Below are 16,543 nucleotides of genomic sequence, written 5' to 3' on the forward strand. Positions count from 1 at the left end.
TGCTTAGCCGCTGACGCAGCCTCCGGCAAGATTTGATCAAATTATTCAATTCTCCGCTGAACCATTCCCTCGCATACTCGGCTCAAACCACAGCGGAGCGCGATTCGAATGACCAGCCGGGCCAATGTAATCCTGATCCTCGCCGACGACATGGGGCTGTTTCAGACCAGCTGGGGCAGTTCGCCAACACGCTGATCCTGTTCCTCAGCGACAACGGCGGCTGCACCGAATTCATGGCCGAGGACGGCTGGGCCCAGTTCTACCCGGATGTGACTCAGGACGGCAGGAAGATCACCATGGGCAATGTGCCGGACCTGCGCCCCGGCGATGCGCAGACCTTACAAAGCTATGACAAACTCTGGGCTAATGTCTCCAACGCGCCGTTCCGCTTGTTCAAGCACTATGTGCATGAGAGCGGCATCTCCACCCCGCTGGTGGCCCATTGGCCCAAGGGGTTCAAGGTCCGCCCAACTGCCCATGCCGCCTGCCATATGGTGGACATCCTGTCCACGATCCTTGAGGCCGCCGGGGCGGGGTATCTGACAGAACTCGGCGGCCACGAAATCCAGCCGATGCAAGGTGAAAGCCTGCTGCCCCTGCTGCGCGGCAAGGACTGGGAGCGCGAGCAGCCCATATTCTTCGAACACGAAGGCAATGCGGCGATGCTGATGGGCCAGTTCAAGCTGGTGCGCCTGCACGGCCAGGACTGGGAGCTTTACGACATGGAGGCCGACCGCACGGAACTGAGCAACATTATCAAAGGCGAGGAACGCCGGGCACAGGAGATGATCCGCCAGTATCAGGATTGGGCAGAGAAATCCGGCGTGATGGATTGGGACATCGCCCTCCCCAAGCTGCTCGCCGCCTGGAACATGTCATCGCTGGAAGGCTGAGCCCTCTCATTCAAACCACTGATCCCAGCCCTCTTGGTAATAACCCGCCAAAGCATGGGACTGCAGGGTGTTGACCTCTGCCTCCACCACCCCGGTGTCCGCGGCAAAGACCTGCGCCGCCTGCCAAACCGCATTGTCCAGAAACTTAAGACCGTCCGGCAGCACCAGCTCTCGGGGCTTCAGCGCCTGCGGCGTGGCCATCACAAAGCCCCAATCGCCAAAACTTGGCAGATAGGCATGGTAAGGCCGAATCCGCAGCCCCTCGCCCGGCGCATAAGGATTGCGTGCCGCCTCCAGCGTCCGGGCCACCGACCAGAACGCCTGGCGGGCAAACAGCGGCGAGCCGGCTTGGGTCACCATCACCCCTTGCGCGCTCAGCCGTTCCATCAGCGCGCCATAGAACTGGCGGGTGTAGAGCTTGGAAAGCGCCAGGTTTTTGGGGTCAGGCAAGTCTGCAATGATCACGTCAAAAACCAGATCAGTACGCTCCACGAACTGCCAGGCATCTATGTTGCGGACCGTCACACGTGAATCCCTCAGCGCCCCGCCGTTCAGCGCGGACAGCTGCGGATGGTCCCGGAACAGCTCTGTCACCCGCGGATCAAGATCCACCAGCGTGATGCTCTCCACTCCGTCCCAGCGCAGAACTTCGCGCACCGCCATGCCGTCGCCGCCGCCAAGGATCAGCACATCCTTGCGCCGCGGCGCGGAAGCCATCGCCGGGTGAACCAGACTTTCGTGATAGCGGTGCTCGTCCAGGGTGTCGAATTGGATCGAGTAATCCAGGAACAGCCGCACCCGGTCTTTGTAACGGGTCACGGTTATCTGCTGATAGGGCGTTGCTTCGCTCAGGATGATGTCATCCTCGAACAGATCCGCCTCAGCCACCGAAACCAGCCGTTCCGACTGCCACAGCCCCGCAAGCGTCGCGGCAAAAACCACGGCCCAGACCGCGACCTGCCCTTTACTCGCCGCGGCCCGGAAGACCCAAAGCGACAGGCCCGCCACCGCCAGGTTCAGCGCCCCGAAACTGAGGCTCGCCGACATCAGCCCCAGCTGCGGGATGATCAGCAGCGGAAAGGCCACCGAGGCCGCCAGCGCGCCGACATAATCGACGCTCAGCACATTCTCGAAGCGGAACTCGGGTGCGCCGATCTCTTTCAGCACACGGGCGATCAGCGGGATCTCCATCCCCGACAGCACACCCACCAGGATCAGCAGCCCGTAGAGGGGCACCGAAACGCTCTCCATCCAAGCATAGGAAAAGAAGATCGCAGGCGCCATGAAGCCGCCGGCAATGCCTAGGCAGATCTGCGCCCAGATAAAGCCGCTCATGGCTTGGCCGACAAAGCGCGACAGCCAGGCCCCCAGCCCCATCGCCGAAAGGAACACCCCGATCACCAGCGAGAACTGGCGCACGGAATCGCCCAGCAGATAGCTCGACAGCGTTGCCGCGATCAGCTCGTAGATCAGGCCCGAGACCGCCACCAGAAAGGTCGCGGCTAGCAGCCAGAGCTCGCGCAGCCGCACGCCCCCCGGGTCAGGGGCAGCCGCCGTCATGACAGGATGACAGCAGCAATGATGATCGAGATGGACAGGAACAGAAAACCGATCAGCACCGCCAGCGCAACGTTCTGATCCTGCTCGATTTCCTTCATGATCGGGAACGGCGTCAGCCAGTCGATCACTTTCCAGATCACCCCCATCAGCGCCACGCCGACAAAGGTGTAGAAGACGGTGCTGATCAGCTCAGCGGCCTGGATGGCAGAGAAATACTCCATAAGAGCCCCCGGTTATTTGACGTTGCCGTTTGAGTAGCGCCCGCCGCTGGCGGCGCGGATGGATGTGTCCAGGTCACGGCTCTCGCCGCCGTAGCCATGGTACGAGACATAGGTGGCCCCAGCGATCGAAACGCCGGACATGACCAGAAAGATAATGCGGAACAGGTTCATGGCTCAGTCGTCGTCCTCATCTACCCAGTCGCTGCCGCTCCAGCGCTGTTTGCGGTGCCACCAAAGACGGAACACCGCCTGCGCGCTCAAGGCCCCGAAAACAGCCGCCAGCAGGAACAGCCAGCGTCCTGTAGACAGCCCGCTTTCCACCGAAACCGTCAGCTCCCCCAGGGCCGGGCGGAATTGACTTGTATCGCTGCCGGCATAGGTGAAATTCGGGCTCCACAACCCGCTTTCGCCAATCTCGACACTCAGCGTGTAAGTCCCTGCCATTTCAGGCCGGAATGTCAGCGATGCTTGATTGTCGCCTTCACTCCAAGAGCCATCCTTGTCCCGCCCCTGATAATACTCAACCGTGCGCCCGGCTTGGAACACCGGTTCGTCCTCGGGGTCGGTCAGCTCAACTTCGACATAAGCCCAGCTGTTCCTGGTGTCCCCTTTCAGATCCAGCCGGGCCAGCCAGCCGGGATCCGTGATTTCAAAAGGCAATTCAACCGGCATCTGCTCAACTTGGACCACCTGGCGCTTCAACACGGTTTCCCCTCTCGGCGACGACAGGGTGATCCCGATCATCAGACAGAGAAACGCGCAGATTGCACTGGCCGTACAGACAAACCAATAATTTGGTCCGGTCTTGAACTGCTGCAGCGGATGCACCGTATAGGGCTTCAGCCCGGTCTTGATGCCGAACCCCGCCTCCGCATCCTTGACTGGCAGGTATTGCGACAGCCAGGCCTCTCGTTCGCTGCCGGTCTGGGCGAACCCCAGCATCGCGTCATCGGCCAGCGCTGAAACCGTGGTGGTTTGCTGACCCTTAACGGGGGACCAGGTAAATTCGCCTTCGGCAAAAGTAATCTGGCTGGTTGAGGTATCGTAATACTGGAAGGTCCGGTCATTGGCATGGACCTTCGGCCGGTATTCCGCACGTTCAACCCAATCGGCAGACATCCACACCGGACGCCGGAACCGGCGGGTGAAAACCAGATGCCGGTCCTCAATTGTCAGCCAGGCATAGCCGTGGGTCGGAGAATAAAGCTGGTGATCGACCCAGATCCAGGTGCGTACACCCCAGCGTTCCTCGTGCTGCAGGGTGCCAATCACGGTGTACTCCGCGCCGAACAACGTCCCGGTCATGCCGATTTCAAACGGGCTGACCGGGCGCTGGATGTCGTTGAACTTCCGCACAGCGCGGTAGTTGTCCAGCGCGTCCAGCTCGGTGCCGCAATAGGGGCAGATATGCACCGTCACCCGGCCGCCGCCAAGGATATCCAGCCCGGCCCCGCAGGAGGTGCAGTCAACCGCTTTCAGCTCCGCACTCAGGCTCATGCCAGCACCTCGACCTCGAACGGGTCATACCACTGGCCGCGGTACCATTCCCGGCTGCTGCCCTGGAACTCGCCTGATAAAAGCGTGCCGTCCTCACCCTGCAGGTTCACGAAGCGGTAGCGCTCGCCAACAATCAGCGCCTGATCGAAGCTGCCGCGCACAGCAACGCATTCGGCATCATCTTCTTCCGAGACTGTGAACAGCTCGCCTTCGTAATTGAGGGTGCCGCCAAGTTTCAGGTAACCGTCATACTTCGGCCACTCCGGGCGCCGCAGGACTCGCTGCATCACGATATCGCCCTCGTCCAGCGATACCCAGCAGGGGGAATTGCCGTCATCCAGCGCCCAGAACTCTTCCCAGAAACCGCGGCCGTAAGAGAACCGCGCATGGCCCAGGATCTGCATCGTCCGGCCGCCCAGCCGGATCGAGCTGCCCAGGCCGAACAGCATCGGCGCCTCATGCATCACCCCCTGCTCGCCCGCCAGCCGCGCCTGATCATCCTCCAGGAACAAGGTGGTGCCGCAGGACTCGCAGGCGGTCAGCTTGACCGAAGCGGCTGCCGGAGAAACCGGGCTGGCGCAATTGGGGCAGTGAAAGGTGCTCATGCGCCTCAAATTCCCTAAGCGCAGGATCAATTCAAGCGTGAATGTGTTTTGACGGAAACAATTGTCGGACAGCCCCTCGCTCGGAACCTGTCACACCTCGCCGCTAGCACAAATTCGCCATGGCTCTTTGTGCTGCAACATGTTAGCGATAACTCAACTTTAACCGGCGATGTGCGAGCAGGGGGAATTGAATTGCCCCGCCTAAGGCTGCACAATGGCCCGGCCTCCGGGTTCCGGCCGCCCCAATGGAACAGCGATGTAAAATCAATGGTTTCCCGCGTCATCCCTGTTGACCCCTTCGACCTCGTGCTGTTTGGCGCGACCGGCGACCTGGCCCGGCGCAAGATCCTGCCGGCGCTGTTCCACCGTTTCCAGATCGGCCAGTTCAGCAGCGACTGCCGCATCATCGGTGCCTCGCGCAGCAATCTGACAGCCGAGGAATTCCGCAATCAGACCGCCGGGGCCATCCGCGATTTCGGCCAGGATGTGGAGACCACGCCCGAGGAAATCACCGCCTTCACTGCCCTTCTGGATTATGTCGCGGTCGATGCCCGCGGCGCGGCCGGGTGGGACATGATTCACGGGAAACTGCGTGACGATTGCGTGCGCGCCTTCTACCTGTCGGTCGGCCCCTCGCTGTTTCCAGGCATCGCCCGCCGGCTCAGCGAAACCGGGATTGCCACGCCGGACAGCCGCATCGTGCTGGAGAAACCATTTGGCCACGATCTCGCCTCGGCGCAGGAACTGAACGCCGCCCTGCGCGCGCATTTCGAAGAGCAGCAGATCTACCGGATCGACCATTACCTGGGCAAGGAAACCGTGCAGAACCTGATGGCTCTGCGCTTTGCCAATTCGCTGTTTGAGCCCTTGTGGAACTCCTCCCACATCGACCATGTGCAGATCACCGTCGCCGAAAGCATCGGCATCGAGGGGCGCGAGGAATACTACGACAAATCCGGCGCCATGCGGGACATGGTGCAAAACCACCTGATGCAGCTTCTGTGCCTCACCGCGATGGAGCCGCCCGCGCAATTCACCCCAAACGCGGTGCGCGACGAGAAGGTCAAGGTGATCGAAGCCCTGCGCCCGGTGCCGCAGAACAATATCGCCCGCGGCCAGTACCGCGGCAAGGACGGCGCCAGCTACCGCGATCACGCGGGCAATCCCGCCAGCCGCACCGAAAGCTACATCGCCTTGAAAGCCGAAGTGGCCAACTGGCGATGGGCCGGCACGCCGTTCTACCTGCGCACCGGCAAGCGCCTGCGCGAACGGGTGAGCGAAATCGCCGTCTATTTCCGCGACCCGCCGCACAATATCTTCGAGGGTTCCGGCACCGTGCACGGCAATGTGCTGGTGATCCGGCTTCAGCCCGACGAAGGCATCACGCTCAAGACCACCATCAAGGACCCCGGCCCCGGCGGCATGCGGCTGACCGGCGCCAATCTGGACATGACCTTTGCCGATGAGCTGCCGGAGTCGGGCCGCCCGCAGGACGCCTATGAACGGCTGATCATGGATGTGATCCGCGGCAACCAGACCCTGTTCATGCGCGGCGACGAGGTCGAAGCCGCCTGGGCCTGGGCTGACCCCATCATCGCCGGCTGGCAGGAGGCAGGCGACGCCCCGCAGCCCTATGACAGCGGCAGCGCCGGCCCTGACGACTCCCTCCTGCTGATTCACCGCGATGGCCGCCGCTGGCGCGGAATCGGTGCGTAGAATGGCCGCCCTCCTCTTTGCCCCTGCAGTTTGCTACAAAGGCACCAAATGAGTTTGAACCCCACACTGGCCGCCGTTACCGACCGCATCATCGCCCGCAGCGAGACCACCCGCGCGGCCTATCTGGAGCGGATGCGCGCAGCACGCGGAAAGGGGCCTGCGCGGGCGCATCTGTCCTGTTCCGGCCAGGCCCACGCCTATGCCGCCACCGGTGCTGACCAGCAAACGCTGGCTGAGGGCAGCAAGGGCCACCTCGGCATCGTCACCGCCTACAATGACATGCTGTCGGCGCATCAGCCGTTTGAGACCTACCCGGCGCTGATCCGCGATACCGTCCGCGCCGCAGGCGGCACCGCCCAGGTCGCAGGCGGCGTGCCTGCCATGTGCGACGGCGTCACCCAAAGCGAGCCGGGCATGGAGCTCAGCCTGTTCTCCCGCGACACCATCGCCATGGCCGCAGGCATCGCCCTCAGCCACAATGTCTTCGACGCGGCCGTCTTCCTCGGCGTCTGCGACAAGATCGTGCCGGGCCTGGTGATCGGTGCCCAGGCATTCGGCCATATCCCTGCGGTTTTCCTGCCCGCAGGCCCGATGACCAGCGGCCTCGCCAATGACGAAAAGGCCAGGATCCGCCAGCAGTTCGCCGCCGGGGAAATCTCCCGCGAGGAGCTCTTGAAGGCCGAAATGGCCGCCTACCACGGCCCCGGCACCTGCACCTTCTACGGCACCGCCAACACCAACCAGATGCTGATGGAGTTCATGGGGCTGCACCTGCCCGGCTCCTCCTTTGTGACACCGGGCACGCCGCTGCGCGAGGCGCTCACGGTCGAAGGCGCCAAACGCGCCCTGTCGCTCAGCGCGCTTGGCAACAGCTACACGCCCGTCTGCGATGTGCTGGACGAAAAGGCCTATGCCAACGGCATCGTCGGGCTGATGGCCACCGGCGGCTCCACCAACCTATTGATCCACCTGATCGCCATGGCCCGAGCGGGCGGTATCATTCTGGACTGGCAGGACTTTGCGGACCTCTCCGACGTGGTGCCCCTGCTGGCCCGCGTCTACCCGAACGGGCTCGCCGACGTGAACCATTTCCACGCCGCCGGCGGCCTTGGCTACCTGATTGGCGAACTGCTGAAGTCCGGCAACCTGCACCCGGACACCAAAACCGTCGCGGGCGAAGGGCTGGAGCATTACGTGATGGAACCCTTCCTCACCGAAGACGGCCTCACCTTCCGCGAGGGCCCGGGCCAAAGCCTGAACGACGCAGTGCTGCGCCCGGCGGAAGCGCCATTCCAGGAGACCGGCGGGCTCAAGCGGCTGACCGGCAACCTCGGCACCGCCGTCATCAAGGTCTCGGCGGTCGCTAAGGAGCACCAGGTGATCCAGGCCCCGGCCCGCGTCTTTCACGATCAAGAAGAAGCCAAAACTGCCTTCAAGGCAGGCGAGCTGACCGGCGATGTGATCGTGGTGGTGCGCTTCCAGGGGCCCAAGGCCAACGGCATGCCCGAATTGCACAGCCTGACCCCGTTCCTCGGCATCATGCAGGGCCGCGGCCAGAAGGTGGCGCTGGTCACCGACGGACGCATGTCCGGCGCCTCCGGCAAGATCCCCGCGGCAATCCATGTGGTGCCCGAAGCCCTGGACGGCGGCCCGATTGCCAAGATCCAGGACGGCGACATGCTGCGGCTGGACGCAGTGAAAGGCCATCTCGAGATCCTCACCGAGGGCGCCTTGGAGCGCGAGGCCGCCACGGCGGATCTGTCCTCCTATCAGCACGGCACCGGCCGCGAGCTGTTCTCGATGTTCCGCCAATCGGTCACCTCCGCCGACGAAGGCGCCAGCGTGTTCGGAGACTGAGACATGCCAATCACCCCCGCTGAGGCCAGCCGCCGCGCCCGCGAGATCTGCAGCCTTGCTCCAATCGTGCCGGTGCTGGTGGTCGAAGACGCCGCTTTGGCCCGCCCGCTGGCCGAAGCCTTGGTGGCTGGCGGCTTGCCCGCGCTGGAGGTCACCCTGCGCACCCCCGCCGCTTTGGACGCCATTCGCGAAATGGCGCAGGTTCCCGGCGGCGTTGTCGGGGCCGGCACGCTGATCACGCCCGAAGATGTGACTGCCGCCGTGGAGGCCGGTGCCCAATTCGGCGTCTCCCCCGGCGCCACGGATGAGCTGCTGGACGCCTGCGAAGCCGCAGGCCTGCCTTTGCTGCCCGGCGCCGCCACCGCAACCGAGGCCATGCGGCTGCTGGCGCGCGGCTATGATATGCTGAAGTTCTTCCCGGCAGAGGCTTCCGGCGGCGCCCCTGCCCTCAAAGCCATCGGCGCCCCGCTGCCGCAGATCTCCTTCTGCCCCACCGGCGGTGTCAGCCCGGCCAATGCCGAAAGCTATCTGAAGCTGCCTAACGTCGTCTGCGCGGGCGGCAGCTGGGTGGCGCCCAAGGATCTGGCCGGGGCTGGCGACTGGGCGGCAATTGAGGCTCTCGCCCGCGAGGCCAGCCATCTGGCCAAACGCTAAACTACCGCAAAATCATCCAGGCAGTTCGCTTTTCCAAGGCGGGCTTGCTCCAGCACGCGCCACCGTGACAGCCGCTGCCTGCACCGCATAGCGCATACAGGATTCGAGATCCTTAGAAGCAATAGTGCCATCGGCTGCAGCCTGCAGAACTCCCAGTTCCTGCGCCTTGGCCAAAAAGCCTGCGTTGAACGTATCGCCCGCGCCCACCGTGTCAGCGGCCTCAACCGGAACCGCATCCACCTGCACAACCCGGCCATCAGCCAGATGCGCCTCTGCGCCCTTTCCGCCGCGGGTCAGCAAAAGAAGCTGCGGCCCGGCACCGCCCAGCTCCCGCAGTTTTTCCTCCCTGTCCCCGCAGGGACAGAGCCAGGAAATGTCCTCTTCCGAGACTTTCACGATGTCCGCCAGCGCGATCATTTCCTGCAGCCGCGCCCGGTAAGCCGCCTCATCCTGCGCAAAGCCTGCGCGCACATTCGGGTCCAGCATCACCATCCGGCGGCCTGCCTCGCGTTGGGCCAGTGCCAGATAGGCCTCGGCCGCAGGCGGGTTGCACAGGCTGATGCCGCCAAAGAACAGCGCCTCTGCACTGCCCGGCATTTCAGGAATATCTGCGGGAGAGAGAGAAGACCCTGCCGAGCCATTATCCAGAAAGCTGTAGCTGGCCTCGCCTCCGGTAAGATGCACAAAGGCCAAGGTGCTGGGCCGCGGGCTGATGCGGGACAGGGACAAGTCCACCCCTGCTTCGGCCAATGCCTCCCGCAACTGCTGACCGAAGACATCCGAGGACAGCCCGGTGAACAGCCCCGTGCGGCCACCCAAACGGCCCAGCGCCAGCGCTGTGTTGAACACCGACCCGCCGCAATGGGGCACATAGGCCGCCTGTCCTTCGGCTGTTTCTCCGGGGAGCATGTCGATCAAGGCCTCGCCGCAGCATAGGATCATGACCCGGCGCCGCTGAAACCGAGTTCGTTCTGATAGGCAAACAGCGCAGGCAGCCCGCCGGTATGGAGCAGCAGCACCTTCTGGCCCTTGCGGATGGCGCCCTCTTCCAGCAGCCCCAGAAGGCCGGCAAACGTCTTGGCGGAATAGACCGGGTCCAGCAGGATGCCTTCTGCAGAAGCCATGCGCTGCAGCGCGCCGCGGGTGCCGGGACCTGCACGGCCATAGCCGGGAGCCAGCGCGCCGTCCCAGGTTAGGATATCATCGCTCGCAAAGGGTCGCTGAATGTCCATCAGCCCGGCCAGCTCCGCCGTCACCTGCTCCAGCCGCGTTTTCTGCGCCTGGGCACCGCGGCGCACGCAGATGCCAAAAACCGGCTCGGTGATCCCGGCGAGCCGCACCCCTGTCAGGAAGCCGCCATGGGTAGCGCCGCTGCCCGAGGGCACAACCGCCGCATCAAAACCGCCGATCTGCGACGCCAGCTCCGCCCCGCCCTGCACATAGCCCAGCGCGCCCAGCGGTGCATGGCCCAGGCCGAGCGGGATGATGTAGGGCCTGCGCCCCGCCGCGCGCAGCTCTTCGGCGCGGGCCTCAAGGGCCGCATCCGCGCCGGCCTCGTCTTCTCCCTCCGGGTAACTCATGGCCTCGGCACCCAGGATATCCGACAGGAACACATTGCCGTTGCTGTGATAAAGCAGGTCCATACCCGGCACCCGCTCTTCGCGCTGCAGCACCGCCTGCATACCGTACTTTGCAGCCGCCGCGGCGGCGGTGCGGGCAAAGTTCGACTGCACCGCGCCGGTGATCAGAATGGTATCCGCCTGTGCCGCCCGTGCAGCGCCGATATAGAACTCCAGCTGCCTTGTCTTGTTGCCGCCAAAGCTGAGACCGGTGAGGTCATCGCGCTTGATCCAGAGATCGATATCCAGTTCTTCCGACAGCCGGTCCAGCCGCTCCAGCGGCGTTGGCTGAGACAGCAAAGCGGCGCGGGGGAAACTGGACAGGAGGGTGTCGATCCGGGTCATGTGCTGCTCCTTTAGGGTTGGGCTGAGCGGACGGCTTGCAAGTAGGCAGCTCGCAAACGCAGCGTGAAATCTCCAGGCGCTCCGGCGCCGACCGGCTGGCCGTCAATCTGCACCACCGGCTCCACATAGCTGGAGGCTCCGGTGAGGAAAGCCTCGTCCGCGGTCAGCGCTTCTTCTAGGGTAAAGCGCCGGATTTCAATGGCATATCCAAGTTCCCCGGCCACCCGCAGCATGGTCTGGCGGGTGATGCCGTGCAGGATCTCATTGGTGACGGGCCGCGCCAGCAGCGTCTTGCCGCGGATGATGAAGAAACTGGTGGCACCGCCCTCGGTCACATAGCCTTCGTCATCCACCATCAGTGCCTCATAGGCGCCGGCCCGGGACGCGGCGGTCTTGGCGATCACCTGGCCCAGCAGGTTCGAGGTCTTGATGTCGCGCCGCTTCCAGCGCAGGTCGGGGTGGGACTTCATGGAGACGCCGGAGACCGGCGCATCCGCCTTGCCCGAGACGGTTTCCTGGCTGAAGGCAAAGACATTGGGTTTGAGGGCATCACTGTAGACATAGTCCCGGTCGGCCTCGCCGCGGGTGATGTGGAGATAGATGAAGCCCTCAGCCAGCTTATTCTCAGTAATCAAATGGTTGCAGATCTCCAGAATACCCTCCGGCCCCAGCGGCACCGGGAAATTCAGCTTGGCCATCGAGGCCTGCAGGCGACCCATGTGCATGTCGAAATCAATCACCTTGCCATCAAGCACGCCAAGCCCCTCATAAACCGCATCGGCAAACAGCAGCCCGCGGTCGAAGATCGACAGCTTGGCCTCGCCGCCGGGCATGTAGCTGCCGTTCAGATAGACGGTCTGCGTCAGGTGAGTTGCCATATTCTGCCTCCTAGAACAGTGCCTGCAGCGGTGAGCTTCTGTGTGCCTTCAAATGTTTCTTTGTCGCCGTCCTCAAAGGTGAACTGGCCCTCCTGCAGCCGCAGGATCGAGGCGTCGCCAACGGTGCCAGGCGCCAGCGTGCCCAGGTCCGGGCGCTGCACGGCGGCGGCAGCATTCTGGGTGGCAGCGCGGATCACCTCCGCCAGCGGCATCCCGAGGCACAGGAACTTGGACAGGGTGGTAAGCAGATCGAATGCCGGCCCTTCAATGCAAAGCGTATGCACATCCGAGGAGATCGTGTCAGGCCAGAACCCGTTGGCCAGCATCTGCCGCGCCACCTCAACCGAGAAGGAGGACATGCCGTGGCCGATGTCGAAGATCACCCCGCGGCGGCGGGCCTCCAGCACGGCCGGGCGCACATCGCCGCTGCCGGTGAGCGGCGTGTTCGGGAAGGGGCGAAAGCAATGGGTCAGCACGTCGCCGGGGCGCAGGCGGCTGACGACTTCGTCATAGGAAGGCGGCGGGTCGTCGATATGCACCATCAGCGGCAGGCCGGCCTGTTCGGCCACCTGCATGGCAAACTCCAGCGGCGCCAGCCCATGGATGCCTGAGGTCCAGGCGCCGAGGCGGACCTTGATGCCGATGATGGTCTCCGGGTTCGCTTTGGCCACCTCCAGCGCGGTGAGCGGGTCCATCAGCCGCATCTCCTCAGCCTCGCCCACCATGACGCGGTTGGAAAAGGCAAAGATGCCCGCGTGCGAGATATGCAGGTAGACCAGGATGCGGGCCTCAGACTGGCTGATCACATGGTGCTGGAAACCTGCAAAATTGCCGGGGCCGGTGGAGCCGGTATCGACCAGCGTCGTGACGGCGCTGGACTTGGCGTAATCATCGGCGGCGATGCCGATGGAAGTGCCGCCCCAGTAGACATGGGTGTGCAGATCGATCAAGCCGGGAGTGATCAGGCAGCCGGAGACATCCTCAATCCGCTCGGCGGTGCCGCTGATGCTGGCGGCCACTTCCGCCACCTTGCCATCGGCAAAGGCGACCTCGCTTTTGCCATTGATGCCCTGGCCCGGGTCGATCAGATGCCCGCCGCGCAGGATCAGGTCGTAGTCTGCCATGTTTGGTGCCTCCCAGCCCGCGCCCTCCCAAGCGCAGACCGACTTTGGCGCAGCCTGCTGACGGGTCAACAGAAATTTGTGGTGGCGGCAGTTACTTCGCCATATGCAAAAGCCATTCATCCAATTCTGCAAACACACCACTGGCTCTTTTTTACACCGTGAGGTTCGCGCCCGGCCCCGAGGGTGGGCGCCGCACTACCTGGCGAAACGGGTCAGTCCGGCACCTACCTTGCAAACAGTGGCAACATAGCAGCATTTCGCGCCCGCCCTGGGGGCGGGGTCGGGCGCGAACCGGATCGCAAGCGATCCGGGGTCAATTTGAGCCAGCACCGAGTGCAATTACGCCCCAAACCGGTCCAGCACGTTGCGGGTGACGCGCTCTACCTGCCAGTCCCGGCGGGTGAGGCCCATGACCCATTCGCAAGTGGCTGCGTTGAAGACCTCTCCCCGACCGCGATGCCAATGCACGATCACCCCGTTGCCGCGGGCGGAACGGTCGATGGTCTCCGGCGTGGCCTCGCCATGCATGGCTTCGGCTTTGAACACCGCGTCGCTGTCGCCGATATAGATGGTCTCGCCCCAGATGCCATGATCGGGCTCGATGTTGGTGGCCAGGCCCAGCGCCAGGATCTGCATATCCGGATCGGCGCCGTCGCTGCCGGTGGCATAGGGCAAACCATCCTCCATGCGGTAGTCGGCCCCGTCAACCTCATAGCCGAAGATCCGGGACATGGCACCAAGCTGATCGCCATAGCCCAGCTGCGCGCCCTCAAAGGCCCAATGCTGCGGCCGGTAGACGGTGTAGCCGCCGCTGTTCTGGCCGGCGCAGCGGCCAAAGCCGGTGTACATGCCCTGCAACCCGTTGGCGCCGAAGGTTTTCGTTCCCGGCCAGCTGACCGGAGCCACTTCCCAGGCGGCGGTGGTCAGATGTTCCTGTTCCGTGCCCAGCAGCGGATCCTGCGCGGCGTTGTATTTGTAGCAAACCTGGGTGCGGCCCCCGTCCTTGATCCTTGTCTGCCACAGGAAGTTGCCGGCAAAGCGCGCCACCCTTCCGCCGTTTTCGGTGTAGCGGTCGACGGCGTGGCGCATATTGGCGCTCCAGTATTCGTCATGCCCCACGAAGACCACGCATTTGTGGCGGCTGAGCAGGTCCGGGTCTGCTTCAAGGTCGTGCTGAGTGGCAAAGTCGAGCGCGTAGCCCTGCGCCTCGGCCCAGCGGGCAAAGTGGCGCTCATAGCTGGCCCATCCGGCCGAGGCGTATTTCTTGGAGTAGCCATAGGCATAGGCCCATTCCATGTAAGGATAGCGCACCATGCCGCCGGGCACATGTGGTGTCTCGGGCACTGCGCGGGGGGCGCCTTCGGGCAGCTTGCAGAAACCGCGGGTCCAGGGCCTTTGGGTCGAGACCACGGGGGCAAATTCGTTGCCCTCGGGGCCGGTGATGCCCTGATAGTGGTTCGAGCCGCCCCAGCAGTTGTAGGCGAGCCAGGTGCCGGTGGCGCAAACCAGGAGGTAGGGGGCTGCAGGAAGGTCCGGGGCACGGCGGATCAGGATCAGATGGTGTTCTTCAACGCGGTCGCCGTCGCGCTCAGCGGTCAGGGTGATCAGATAGCCGCCCTCCTGCCAGTCATTGGGGATGGTGAATTCGTAGGACACCGCCCAATCGCAGCCCTTAACTGAACAATCCGCGGGAGTGGGCTGGTGCCTGCCTTGCAGGCCGGTTTCGCGCAGCACCGGGCGGTAGTCCGCACCGTCGCGGCCGATTTCCAGATCCCAGGCGGCGGCAGTGGTGGAGACGTGCAACGCCACGGTGTCGCCCGGCGCATAGGTAAAGCGCGGGGTGTAGCCCCAGATCTCCAGCACGGCCTCATCGCGGGCCGGGCCGATGTAGTAGTTGTCCAGAATATGCCGCGCCTTGGCGCGGGTGCGCGGAGTATTGGACGGGGCGGCGCTTTCGGATCGGGACGTGGTCATCGGGGCCTCAGGTCTTGGTTGCTGGGCGCCACGTTGGGAGAGTTCCGAAACGCACGCAAGCCTGTCTGCGACAGTTGTTTTTTGCCGCTCCCCTTCCCATTTCCAATGCAGCAACAATACAGCGCAAAGGACCCGCAATGGCAGAGACCTCAAACAGCCCCGCTCTGAGGGTCGATATCATCTCGGACGTGGTCTGCCCCTGGTGCGCGGTGGGCTACAATCAGCTGGCTTTTGCCGCCCGCCGGGCCGGCGTGGTGCTGGACATCCATTGGCAACCGTTTGAGCTGAACCCGGATATGGCGCCCGAAGGCGAGGACCTGAGGGAGCATTTGGCAGCGAAATACGGCAGCACTGCCGAGCAGTCGGCGCAGGTGCGGGCGCAGCTGACGGAGCTGGGCGAGGCGCTGGGGTTCACTTTCCGCTTCTTTGACGGCATGCGGATCTACAACACCTTTCAGGCGCATCAGCTGATCGAATGGGCCGAAGAGCGCGGCAAAGGCCACGCGATGAAGCAGGCGCTGCTGGCTGCCTATTTCACCGATGGCCAGGATGTCTCGGATCCTAGGGCGCTGGTGGAAGCGGCAGAGACTATCGGCCTGAACGGCGCGGAAGCACGGGCGGCGCTTGAAAGCGGCAAACATACGGACAGCGTGCGCCAGCGCGAGGCGTTCTGGGTGCAGCAAGGCATCCGCGGCGTGCCTGCGATGGTGTTCAACGGCCGCCATTTGGTGACCGGGGCGCAAGGCGTGGAAAACTACGCCAGTATTCTTGAGCAGCTTGGAACTGCTGAACCCGAGTTCCGGTAAGGGCCACGCCTGTCCGCGGGCGGAAGCGTAGCGCCCGCCCATGGGGGCGGACGGGCGCTGCCCGGCCTGCAGCCGGGCGGGTCTTTCGGATACGGCAGCGTGTTACCCTTGCGGCAGGCACTGGGTGATGGCCGTTTCCAGCTTGTCCACCACCTCAGTAATTTGCGCGTCGGTGATGATGAAGGGCGGCGCCAGCAGAATATGGTCGCCATTCTGACCATCGCGAGTGCCGGACATCGGGTAGCAGATCAGCCCGGCCTGGAACGCTGCCTTCTTGATGTTCTTAGCCAGCGCCAGCGCCGGGTCAAAAGGCTCTTTGGTTTCGCGGTCGGCAACCAGCTCCACGCCGCGGAACAGCCCGCGGCCGCGTATGTCGCCGACGTTGGGGTGCTGGCCGAAACGTTCCTCTAGAGCCGCCTGCAGCTTTTCCCCCATCTCCGCGCAGCGCTGCACCAGCCCGCGCTCCAGCAGCGCTTTGACCACCGCCAGGCCCGCCGCGGTGGCCACCGGGTGGCCGATGTAGGTGTGGCCGTGCTGAAAGAAGCCGGAACCGTGCTCGATCGCCTCGTAGATCTGCTTGGTGCAGAGCATGGCGCCAATCGGCTGGTAGCCGGCGCCCAGCCCCTTGGCGATGCACAAGATGTCGGGCGCCACGCCGTCCGCCTCGCAGGCAAACAAATGGCCGGTGCGGCCCATGCCGCACATCACCTCATCGAGGATCAGAAGCACGCCGTATTTGTCGCAGATCTCGCGGATGCGTTTGAAATAGCCCTCAACCGCCGGCACCGCGCCGG

At 63.9% G+C, this 16,543-nt stretch carries 16 protein-coding genes; 5 read left to right on the forward strand and 11 right to left on the reverse strand.

What is annotated here, in order from left to right; translation table 11 throughout:
- Window positions 1-32 precede the first annotated feature (32 nt).
- Window positions 33-893, forward strand: a complete 861-nt coding sequence (locus RA20_RS09845) for a sulfatase/phosphatase domain-containing protein (RefSeq protein WP_082017972.1) — start codon at window positions 33-35, stop codon at window positions 891-893.
- A 6-nt stretch (window positions 894-899) separates the two neighbouring features.
- Here the strand turns inward: RA20_RS09845 and RA20_RS09850 are convergent, their stop codons facing one another.
- The 5 genes from RA20_RS09850 to RA20_RS09870 are packed head-to-tail and all read right to left on the reverse strand — an operon-like array spanning window position 900 to window position 4,776.
- Window positions 900-2,453 (reverse strand): polyamine aminopropyltransferase, encoded by a 1,554-nt coding sequence (locus tag RA20_RS09850; protein WP_039127552.1) that lies wholly within the window; start codon window positions 2,451-2,453, stop codon window positions 900-902.
- Window positions 2,450-2,674: a DUF350 domain-containing protein gene (locus RA20_RS09855; protein ID WP_039127555.1), complete on the reverse strand. Its 225-nt coding sequence runs from the start codon at window positions 2,672-2,674 to the stop codon at window positions 2,450-2,452. The genes RA20_RS09850 and RA20_RS09855 overlap by 4 nt, the downstream gene beginning before the upstream one ends.
- Window positions 2,675-2,686: 12 nt before the next feature.
- Entirely contained in the window at window positions 2,687-2,845 is a 159-nt protein-coding gene (locus RA20_RS25950) for a hypothetical protein (RefSeq protein ID WP_039127558.1), read from the reverse strand.
- A 3-nt stretch (window positions 2,846-2,848) separates the two neighbouring features.
- A complete protein-coding gene (locus RA20_RS09865; protein WP_039127560.1) occupies window positions 2,849-4,171 on the reverse strand; it encodes a DUF4178 domain-containing protein in 1,323 nt (440 codons plus the stop codon).
- Window positions 4,168-4,776 (reverse strand): DUF4178 domain-containing protein, encoded by a 609-nt coding sequence (locus RA20_RS09870; protein WP_039127563.1) that lies wholly within the window; start codon window positions 4,774-4,776, stop codon window positions 4,168-4,170. The genes RA20_RS09865 and RA20_RS09870 overlap by 4 nt, the downstream gene beginning before the upstream one ends.
- Before the next feature lie 267 nt (window positions 4,777-5,043).
- On the opposite strand from RA20_RS09870, the gene zwf reads away from it, so the two are divergent.
- The 3 genes from zwf to eda are packed head-to-tail and all read left to right on the forward strand — an operon-like array spanning window position 5,044 to window position 9,003.
- Window positions 5,044-6,492 carry a glucose-6-phosphate dehydrogenase gene (gene zwf / locus RA20_RS09875; RefSeq protein WP_039127566.1) on the forward strand — a complete coding sequence of 483 codons (1,449 nt, stop codon included), beginning with the start codon at window positions 5,044-5,046 and terminating at the stop codon, window positions 6,490-6,492.
- A 48-nt stretch (window positions 6,493-6,540) separates the two neighbouring features.
- The gene (edd, locus tag RA20_RS09880; protein WP_039127568.1) at window positions 6,541-8,349 is read left to right on the forward strand and encodes a phosphogluconate dehydratase; all 1,809 of its coding nucleotides are present in this window, start codon (window positions 6,541-6,543) and stop codon (window positions 8,347-8,349) included.
- Between the two features lie 3 nt (window positions 8,350-8,352).
- A complete protein-coding gene (gene eda, locus RA20_RS09885; RefSeq protein WP_039127571.1) occupies window positions 8,353-9,003 on the forward strand; it encodes a bifunctional 4-hydroxy-2-oxoglutarate aldolase/2-dehydro-3-deoxy-phosphogluconate aldolase in 651 nt (216 codons plus the stop codon).
- Window positions 9,004-9,015: 12 nt separating this feature from the next.
- Here eda and RA20_RS09890 read toward each other — a convergent pair whose 3' ends face one another.
- From RA20_RS09890 to RA20_RS09910, 5 genes are all read right to left on the reverse strand, one after another.
- A complete protein-coding gene (locus RA20_RS09890; RefSeq protein WP_039127574.1) occupies window positions 9,016-9,945 on the reverse strand; it encodes a carbohydrate kinase family protein in 930 nt (309 codons plus the stop codon).
- On the reverse strand, window positions 9,942-10,967 hold the full coding sequence (locus tag RA20_RS09895) for a D-cysteine desulfhydrase family protein (protein ID WP_039127577.1): 1,026 nt from the start codon (window positions 10,965-10,967) through the stop codon (window positions 9,942-9,944). Before RA20_RS09895 ends, RA20_RS09890 begins: the two co-directional genes overlap by 4 nt.
- A gap of 11 nt (window positions 10,968-10,978) precedes the next feature.
- Window positions 10,979-11,845, reverse strand: coding sequence for a D-amino acid aminotransferase (locus RA20_RS09900; RefSeq protein WP_039127580.1), 867 nt, complete (start codon window positions 11,843-11,845; stop codon window positions 10,979-10,981).
- Window positions 11,830-12,969 carry an amidohydrolase/deacetylase family metallohydrolase gene (locus RA20_RS09905; RefSeq protein ID WP_039127582.1) on the reverse strand — a complete coding sequence of 380 codons (1,140 nt, stop codon included), beginning with the start codon at window positions 12,967-12,969 and terminating at the stop codon, window positions 11,830-11,832. Before RA20_RS09905 ends, RA20_RS09900 begins: the two co-directional genes overlap by 16 nt.
- Before the next feature lie 339 nt (window positions 12,970-13,308).
- Window positions 13,309-14,943: a N,N-dimethylformamidase beta subunit family domain-containing protein gene (locus RA20_RS09910; protein WP_039127584.1), complete on the reverse strand. Its 1,635-nt coding sequence runs from the start codon at window positions 14,941-14,943 to the stop codon at window positions 13,309-13,311.
- Window positions 14,944-15,080: 137 nt separating this feature from the next.
- Between RA20_RS09910 and RA20_RS09915 the strand changes: the two genes are divergently transcribed.
- Window positions 15,081-15,749, forward strand: coding sequence for a DsbA family oxidoreductase (locus tag RA20_RS09915; protein WP_039127588.1), 669 nt, complete (start codon window positions 15,081-15,083; stop codon window positions 15,747-15,749).
- 102 nt (window positions 15,750-15,851) lie between these two features.
- Here the strand turns inward: RA20_RS09915 and RA20_RS09920 are convergent.
- Window positions 15,852-16,543 (reverse strand): aminotransferase class III-fold pyridoxal phosphate-dependent enzyme (locus RA20_RS09920; protein ID WP_039127620.1); only part of this gene is annotated, 692 nt, incomplete at its 5' end.

This window comes from Leisingera sp. ANG-Vp, from assembly GCF_000813725.1.
In the GTDB taxonomy this organism is placed as follows: Bacteria; Pseudomonadota; Alphaproteobacteria; order Rhodobacterales; family Rhodobacteraceae; genus Leisingera.